The sequence below is a fragment of the Desulfobaculum sp. genome (assembly GCF_054921475.1).
Window position 1 is genome coordinate 1 of the sequence record NZ_JBUDSW010000192.1, and the last position, 7196, is coordinate 7196.

Annotated in this window: 6 protein-coding genes; 5 read left to right on the forward strand and 1 reads right to left on the reverse strand. The window is 64.6% G+C overall.

The window, feature by feature from the left end:
• The 5 genes from gluQRS to ACY69P_RS12145 form a co-directional block, all read left to right on the forward strand.
• The coding region (gene gluQRS, locus ACY69P_RS12125) for a tRNA glutamyl-Q(34) synthetase GluQRS (protein WP_462327654.1) at positions 1-960 on the forward strand (960 nt) is incomplete at its 5' end.
• Positions 961-1066: 106 nt separating this feature from the next.
• Positions 1067-1633, forward strand: coding sequence for an ATP-dependent zinc protease family protein (locus ACY69P_RS12130; RefSeq protein WP_462327655.1), 567 nt, complete (start codon positions 1067-1069; stop codon positions 1631-1633).
• A 12-nt stretch (positions 1634-1645) separates the two neighbouring features.
• Positions 1646-3166 carry an inactive transglutaminase family protein gene (locus ACY69P_RS12135; RefSeq protein WP_462327656.1) on the forward strand — a complete coding sequence of 507 codons (1521 nt, stop codon included), beginning with the start codon at positions 1646-1648 and terminating at the stop codon, positions 3164-3166.
• A gap of 4 nt (positions 3167-3170) precedes the next feature.
• On the forward strand, positions 3171-4112 hold the full coding sequence (locus ACY69P_RS12140; RefSeq protein WP_462327657.1) for an alpha-L-glutamate ligase-like protein: 942 nt from the start codon (positions 3171-3173) through the stop codon (positions 4110-4112).
• Complete coding sequence (locus ACY69P_RS12145) at positions 4090-4881, forward strand: hypothetical protein (RefSeq protein ID WP_462327658.1); 792 nt, start codon at positions 4090-4092, stop codon at positions 4879-4881. Before ACY69P_RS12140 ends, ACY69P_RS12145 begins: the two co-directional genes overlap by 23 nt.
• An 82-nt stretch (positions 4882-4963) precedes the next feature.
• Here the strand turns inward: ACY69P_RS12145 and ACY69P_RS12150 are convergent, their stop codons facing one another.
• Complete coding sequence (locus ACY69P_RS12150) at positions 4964-7075, reverse strand: polysaccharide deacetylase family protein (protein WP_462327659.1); 2112 nt, start codon at positions 7073-7075, stop codon at positions 4964-4966.
• Between the last annotated feature and the right edge of the window lie 121 nt (positions 7076-7196).

Sequence of the window (7196 nt, forward strand, 5' to 3'; positions counted from 1 at the left end):
GGCCGTCTGGCACCAAGCCCGACGGGGCACCTGCATCTGGGCAATATTTGGGCGTTCCTCCTTTGCTGGCTGGGCGTCCGCTCACAGGGCGGCCGTCTTGTCCTGCGCATGGAGGATATCGACCCCGAGCGTTCCCGGCAGGCCTACGCCGACGACATCATGCGCGACCTTGAATGGCTGGGCATCGACTGGGATGAAGGCCCGGACTGTGGCGGACCCTATGCGCCCTACACCCAAAGCGAGCGCCTTGACCGCTACGCCGAGGTTATCGAGCGTTTGACCGCCGAGGGGCTGACCTTTCCCTGCTTCTGCACCCGCAAGGAACTGCGCTCGCTGGCATCCGCCCCGCATGTGGGCGAAGCCGGACCAGCCTACCCCGGCACCTGCCTGCACCTGACGCAGGACCAGCGCGAGGCGCGCCGCGCCGCTGGCCGCGCCCCTGCCCTGCGCCTGCACGGCACATGTGAAACCATCGCCTTCACGGACCGCATACGCGGCCCCATCTCCACCTGCTGGCAGGACTGCGGCGGCGACTTTCCTATCCGCCGCTCCGACGGCGTTATTGCCTATCAGCTTGCCGTGGCTGTGGACGACGTGGACCAGCGCATCACACAGGTGGTGCGCGGCGACGACATCCTGCACTGCACGCCCCGGCAGCTCTACATCCATCAGCTCCTTAACGCGCCAGCGCCGGAGTACGCCCACGTCCCCCTCGTTCTCGACGCCGGGGGAGAGCGCCTTGCCAAGCGCCACAAACATTTCGAAATCCGCGCCCTGCGCCAGGGCGGCGCCCGCGCGCAGGCCATCATCGGCGACCTTGCCCACAGGGCTGGTCTGGCTCCGGCCGGGACCACCTGCACCCCGCAGGACCTTGTGCAGGGCTTCACCTTTGACGCCATCCCCAAGGCCCCCATCGTCCTAGAACACGACATCGAGGAGAGGCTGACCCGCATGGTGTAATGCGGCGCTGCGCGCCAGACACGCCGTCCGGACGCACCGGGCGGATGCACTGCGCCCTACGCCACACACCAGCACCATCCACAACGCGCCAGCCCCGCCCAAACAGTTGCCGACGCAACAAGCGGGCCGCCGCGTACGGGTCAGGCCACTGCCTACCGGAGGACCAAGGCGACATCTCCGAACGACTCTTCTGCTCATAACCCTCATCCTGCTGCCCTGCATCGCCTCGGCAGCAGACACCGATCCCATCGTCGCGGGCTGGACGGAATACGTCCTCATCATGCCCCCGGACGACTCCGCGGAGCTGCTTATCCACGCCAAGCTGGATACGGGAGCCAAAACCTCATCCCTGCACGCGGAGGACATCCGTGTGGACGAGGAGGAAGGGCGCGTCCATTTCACTTACGTGGACAAAGACGGCACGCGCACGCCCATGACCTGCCCGCTCATCGACTTTGTCCGCATCAAGCGCCGTCCGGAAGGCTATCACCGCCGCCCGGTGGTACGGATGCTGATGCGCTTTGGCGACAGGACCATTGAAACGCCCGTCAACCTTGCGGACCGCTCCCACTTTACCTACCGCCTGCTTGTGGGGCGGCGGGTGCTCAGCAAGGGCATCCTTGTGGATTCCTCCAAAACCAACATTCTGCCCAGGCCCAAGGCCGGACTGTAAGGACACCATACCGTGAATACGTTTCAGCACAGGTTCCTCGTGCTGCTGCTGGCATGCACCGGACTCGCCATTTTTGCCTACAAGGTCCACGTGCTGGGCTTTCCCCTGTCTCCGGATGAAACCTCCCCGCTGTGGAAGGTTGAAGCCCACGTGGCCTTTGAGGGCACGGGGCAACCCGTCAAAGTGCGCCTGCAGACGCTGGACCGCGTCCCCGGCTTTGTCGTCACGGACGAGCACTACATCGGCGGCAACTTTGGCCTGCACACCACCGAGGAAAGCGGCAACGCCGCCGCCATTTGGAGCCGCCGCCGCGCAGCAGGCAAGCAGGATATCTTCTACTACGCCACCCTGCGCCCGGACCCCAACTGGACATGGCAACCCTCCACGGAGTCCCCAACCCTGACGGACCCCGGCTTTACGGAGTCCGAGCTCAAGGCCGCGGATACGCTGCTCAGCGAAGCGGGCATGCAGTCCGCCGACCTTGAAACCTTTGTCCCCCTGCTGATGAAGGCGCTGCTGCACCCCGGCAGCGACCCCAACGCCGCCTACCTCCTGCGCGAGACGGACAGCCGCCTCGACGCCGTGAACATGGCCGTGCGCGTCTTGCACCTTGCGGGCATTCCCGCGCAGGCGGTGCACGGCATTGATCTGGAAACCATCAGCGGCGCATCCATCCGCCACTGGCTGGAAATCCACGACGGCAGTACATGGCGCATGTTCGACGTCGCCAACGACCGCTTCTCCACCCCCAAGCACTTTGTGCCGTGGTGGCGCGGCGATGCCTCGCTGTTGTCCACCATGGGCGCGCGCAAGGCCACGGTGCGCCTGTCCGTGGTCAAGGACAGCATGAGCAGCCTTGGCGACGTCCGCAACCGCCTGTCCGCCACGGGCAACGCCCTGCTGGAATACTCCCTGCTCGGCCTGCCCGTGCAGGCGCAGGCCATGTACCACATGCTGCTGCTCATCCCCGTGGGCGCGCTGCTGCTGGTGTTCCTGCGCAATGTCATCGGCTTTAGCACCTTTGGCACGTTCATGCCGGTGCTCATCGCCCTCTCCTTCCGCGAAACGGAGCTCGTATGGGGGCTGTCGCTCTTTTCGCTGGTCATTGTGCTGGGGCTGGCGGTGCGGCTGTATCTGGAGCACCTGAAACTGCTGCTTGTGCCGCGCCTTGCCAGCGTGCTTATTGTGGTGGTCCTGCTCATGGCGGGCATCAGCATCATCACTTATAAGCTGGGCATGCCGCGCGGCGTTTCGGTGTCGCTGTTCCCCATGGTCATCCTCAGCATGACCATTGAGCGCATCTCCGTCATGTGGGACGAGCTTGGGGCGCTGGCCGCCATCAAGCAGGCGCTGGGGTCCCTTGGCGTGGCCGTGCTGGCCTATCTGGTCATGGTCAACGACCTTGTGGGGCACCTTGTATTTGTGTTCCCGGAACTGTTCCTCGTCCTGCTAGCGCTCACGTTGCTGCTGGGACGCTACACCGGTTACCGCCTGATGGACCTTGTCCGCTTTCGGGCGTTTTTGACGAGGTAGGCGCATGTTCTGCAATCCCTTCAGCCGCCTGAAGCGTGCCGGGGTGGTGGGCATGAACCGCCGCAACGCGGACTACGTGCTGCCCAACAACCCGCGCAAGCTCTACCCGCTGGTGGACGACAAGGTCATCACCAAGCACCTTGCCCAAAAGGCGGGGCTCAAAGTGCCTGAACTCTACGGCGTCATTGAGGCGCCGCATCAGGTCCACAAACTGGGCGACATGCTCGCGGGCCGCGACGCCTTTGTAGCCAAGCCCGCGCGCGGGTCCGGCGGCAACGGCATTCTTGTCATCACCGGACGCGTGGGCCAGCGCTTCCAAAAGCCGGACGACTCCCTTGTGGGGCTGGACCATGTATCCTTTCACGTCTCCAATATCCTTTCGGGCATGCATAGCCTTGGCGGCATGCCCGACAAGGCCATCATTGAATACTGCGTCCGCTTCGACCCCGTGTTTAACGACATCGCCTACCAAGGCGTGCCGGACATCCGCATCATCGTGTACAAGGGCGTGCCCGTGCTGGCCATGCTGCGCCTGCCCACCCGTGAATCCGACGGCAAGGCCAACCTGCATCAGGGCGCCATGGGCTGCGGGGTGGACATCGCCACCGGCGTCACCACCACCGCCGTGTGGAAAAACGCCACGGTGGCAACCCACCCGGACACCCTGCGCCCCATCTCGGGCGTCACGATACCCGGCTGGCGGGAGCTTCTCCTTCATTCGGCTTTGGGGTACACCGTGACGGGGCTTGGGTATCTGGGCGTGGACTTTGTGCTCGACCGGGACTGTGGCCCCCTGATGCTGGAACTCAACGCCCGCCCCGGTTTGGCCATCCAAATCGCCAACCTGACGGGGCTGCAACCGCGTCTGGACAAGGTGGACGCCGTCGCCGACCGCCTGACCACCGAAGAGGAACGAGTGGACTATGCCATGCAAACCTTTGTGTAGACTCACCCTTGCGCTGGCCCTGTGCCTGCTGTGCGGCTGCCTGCGCCTGTCGCCGCAGCCCGCGCCTACGCCAGCGCCGCCGCCCATAGACGTGCCGCCCATCCCGCGCGACAACGAAGTGCGCTTCAACGTCGACATCATCGGCATGAACAGCGAAACCACCCTGCGCAAGGTCCGCTTTGCCACCATGCACAAGGGCGAGCGCCGCTCCGTGCAAAACGGCGAGGACCTCCTGCGCGTCGGGCGCTACGACGAGGAAGTGCTCACCCTGCCCAAGGTCCGCGCCTCGCGCGATTTTCACATCGTGCTGGACGACGGCAAGGGGACCACCTTTGACGGCTACTCCAACGTCACCTACGAGTGCCTGCGCGTGGACGGCACCTTTACCACCATGCTGCTGGGCGGCGTGCTGGGCATGGTCGCCACAGACGGCCGCCTGAGCTCCACCTTTTACATTCCGCTGGATTCCCATGGGCGCTACCGCGCCGTTACCGGACGGGTGGAACCTGCCGGCGTGCACTTTGACCCCATCCAGCGCACGCGCGTTGTTGCCGAATCCGAGCGGCAATACGCCCTGCGCTACTTGGGCAAAAAGGGCATGCAGCTGGAATTCCAAATGCGCGAAATCTGCGGCGGCAGCCGCCCCCGCGTGGTCAGCCGCCAGCATATCTTTGTGCCCCTCGGCACCACGCAGACCGAGGTCGCCGGGCACCTGTTCCGCATCCACACGGCCACGCCGGACTTTCTGGACGTGACCCTCGTGCGCTAACCCCGCCACCACAGAACGACAAACGGGGCCGCCATCACACTGATGGCGGCCCCGCCTTTTTTGTATTCACACGCCCCGTAGCCTACAGTCCGCGCACAGCCTCCAGCAGCTTGCGCGCCTTTTCAAGGTCACTGCGGGCCTTCTTGTGCCATGGGTTGGCCTGCAGGGTCAGCTCCCACGAGTCCACAGCCCGCTCAAGTTCCTCGTTGATATAGTAGTTGACGCCCTGCAGATAGAGCGGCTCGGAGGTCTTATCGAGGGCCTGCTGCACCTTGCCGGTCAGCTCCTTGGTTGCGCGGTAGTCGCGCGGCAGGTTGCGCAGCATGCGCATGGCGCGCACGTTACTGCCATCGCTGATGAAGCCTTCCGCCAAGCTGTAGTAGGACTCGCGCTGAATCTCCAGAGCCTGCTCGTTGCCCGGCTCCAGTTGCAGAATTTCGTTGGTGATGGAGACCACGGTCTCATAAAGCCCGTTGCCAAACTGCAAACGCGCCATGGACAGAAGCGGCGTAATGCGGTCCGCCGGGGTTTCCTGAATGACCACCTCCACCGCTTCCGCCTCCGGTTCGGTCATCATTTCCTCCTGCGCGGGCTCAGCCGGGGCAACCGGGGCCACCTGCTCCACAGGCGCAAGGGAAATCTCAATGCGCTGGGCCAAGGCCTCGGACAGGATGGGCAGCTTCACAATCTCGCCGGGGTCCAGAATATCCACCACGGACTTGTTGTTCACCTTGGCAAGCAGAATCTCTCCGCCGGGGTTGCCGTATTCTCGTTCCGCAATGCGGCGCAGGGTATCGCTCTGCGTCAGGGCCAATTCGCGGTGCGTTGGCGGCGACAGCATCGCCTTCAGCTCCGCGGCCACCTCGGGAGACGGGTCGTACCTGAGGGCTTCCACGTACGCATCACGGGCCGCTGCGCGGTCGCCTCCGTCACGGGCCGTGCGCGCCGCCGCCAGCAACTCCGCCGCCCGTGCGTCCATGTTCTTCTTGGCCTCCTGCGCCTTACGGCGCACGCCGGGGGCGCGGCGATTCAGCGTCCCGGCAATGCGGTACAGCTCCAGGGCGCGTATCCACTGCCCATCCGCTGACGCGGCGTCCGCGCGGGCCATGACCTCCGTCACCACGGCGGCATACGGCTCATCATCGCCGGCGGCAAAGGCGGCCTGCAAGCCATCCACCATGGTGCCGCGCTCCGCCGCATCCACGCCAAAGCGCATCACCTCGGCGTAGGCGTCCATGGAGATGTCACCCGGCATCCTGATGCGCGGGATGGCATAGTTGTCCACAAAAAACGGCGACACCCGCTCCTCCATGGTAAACGCGCCGCGGAAGCCATTCTTGCGCAGCAGTTCCACCACCGCCTCGTTAAGGGTGCCAAAGGGATAGGCCAACCACGAGGGGCGCTGCCCCAGCTCGGACTGGAAGGTCAGCGACGCCACGGTCAGCTCGCGGTCCACGTTGATGATGTAGTCCTCAAGGGTTTCACCGCCCATTCGCCGAGCAAGGTTGCGCAGGGTCTTGGTGCGGTGCTCAATCGCCATCCCCGCATCGCGCATGGTGCGGATGCGGTCCCACGACAACGCCCCGGTGCGGTCCGCAACAAGGTCCGTACACACGAAAACCGTAGCCGGAAAGCCAAAGCGCTGGAGCTCATCAAAAGCAATCTCAAAAGTATTCTGCCCCACGTCGTCGATGGTAATGAGCACCGACCGCTCGGGGATATGGTCGCCAAATTCGATAAAGCGCACGAACTCCTCAAGGGTTAGCGGCGTGATGCCGTTGTCCTTGAGGTATTGCAACTGGGCGCGGAAGCGGTCGCGCTTCATGGAGAACACATCGCTGGTCTGCTCGGAAAACGCGCTGTAGACCAGCACCGGAACCGTCTGGAATCCGCCCCCCTCGCCCAAGCCGCCACGGTACAGCGGCATCAGCGGAATGGTGACAAAGCTGTCCGGCGACAACGTCTCCACCCCGTTGAATTCCTCAATAATCCAGCCCTTGCGCGCATCGTCCAGATACCGCAGGGCCAGCGCCTGCGGCGTATCACCCGCGCGCGGCGTCACCACGGCGTAGGAGCGCGACGAACGGGTGGTGGACACCACGCGGCTTCCGCCCACGGCGCACGCCCCCAACAGCCCTGCAAGCACACAGACCACCAGTACCCGACTCCATACGAGACCCCACCTACGACTCATGGCTCCCCCTCACTTCTTGGTCGGTCCGGGCTTGCCCGCCGGACGCGGTTTGGCTGGTTCCTGCCCCTTGCCCGCTTCGGGCTTTGGCTGCTGCGGCGACGCGGGCTTCTTGGGCGCGGGG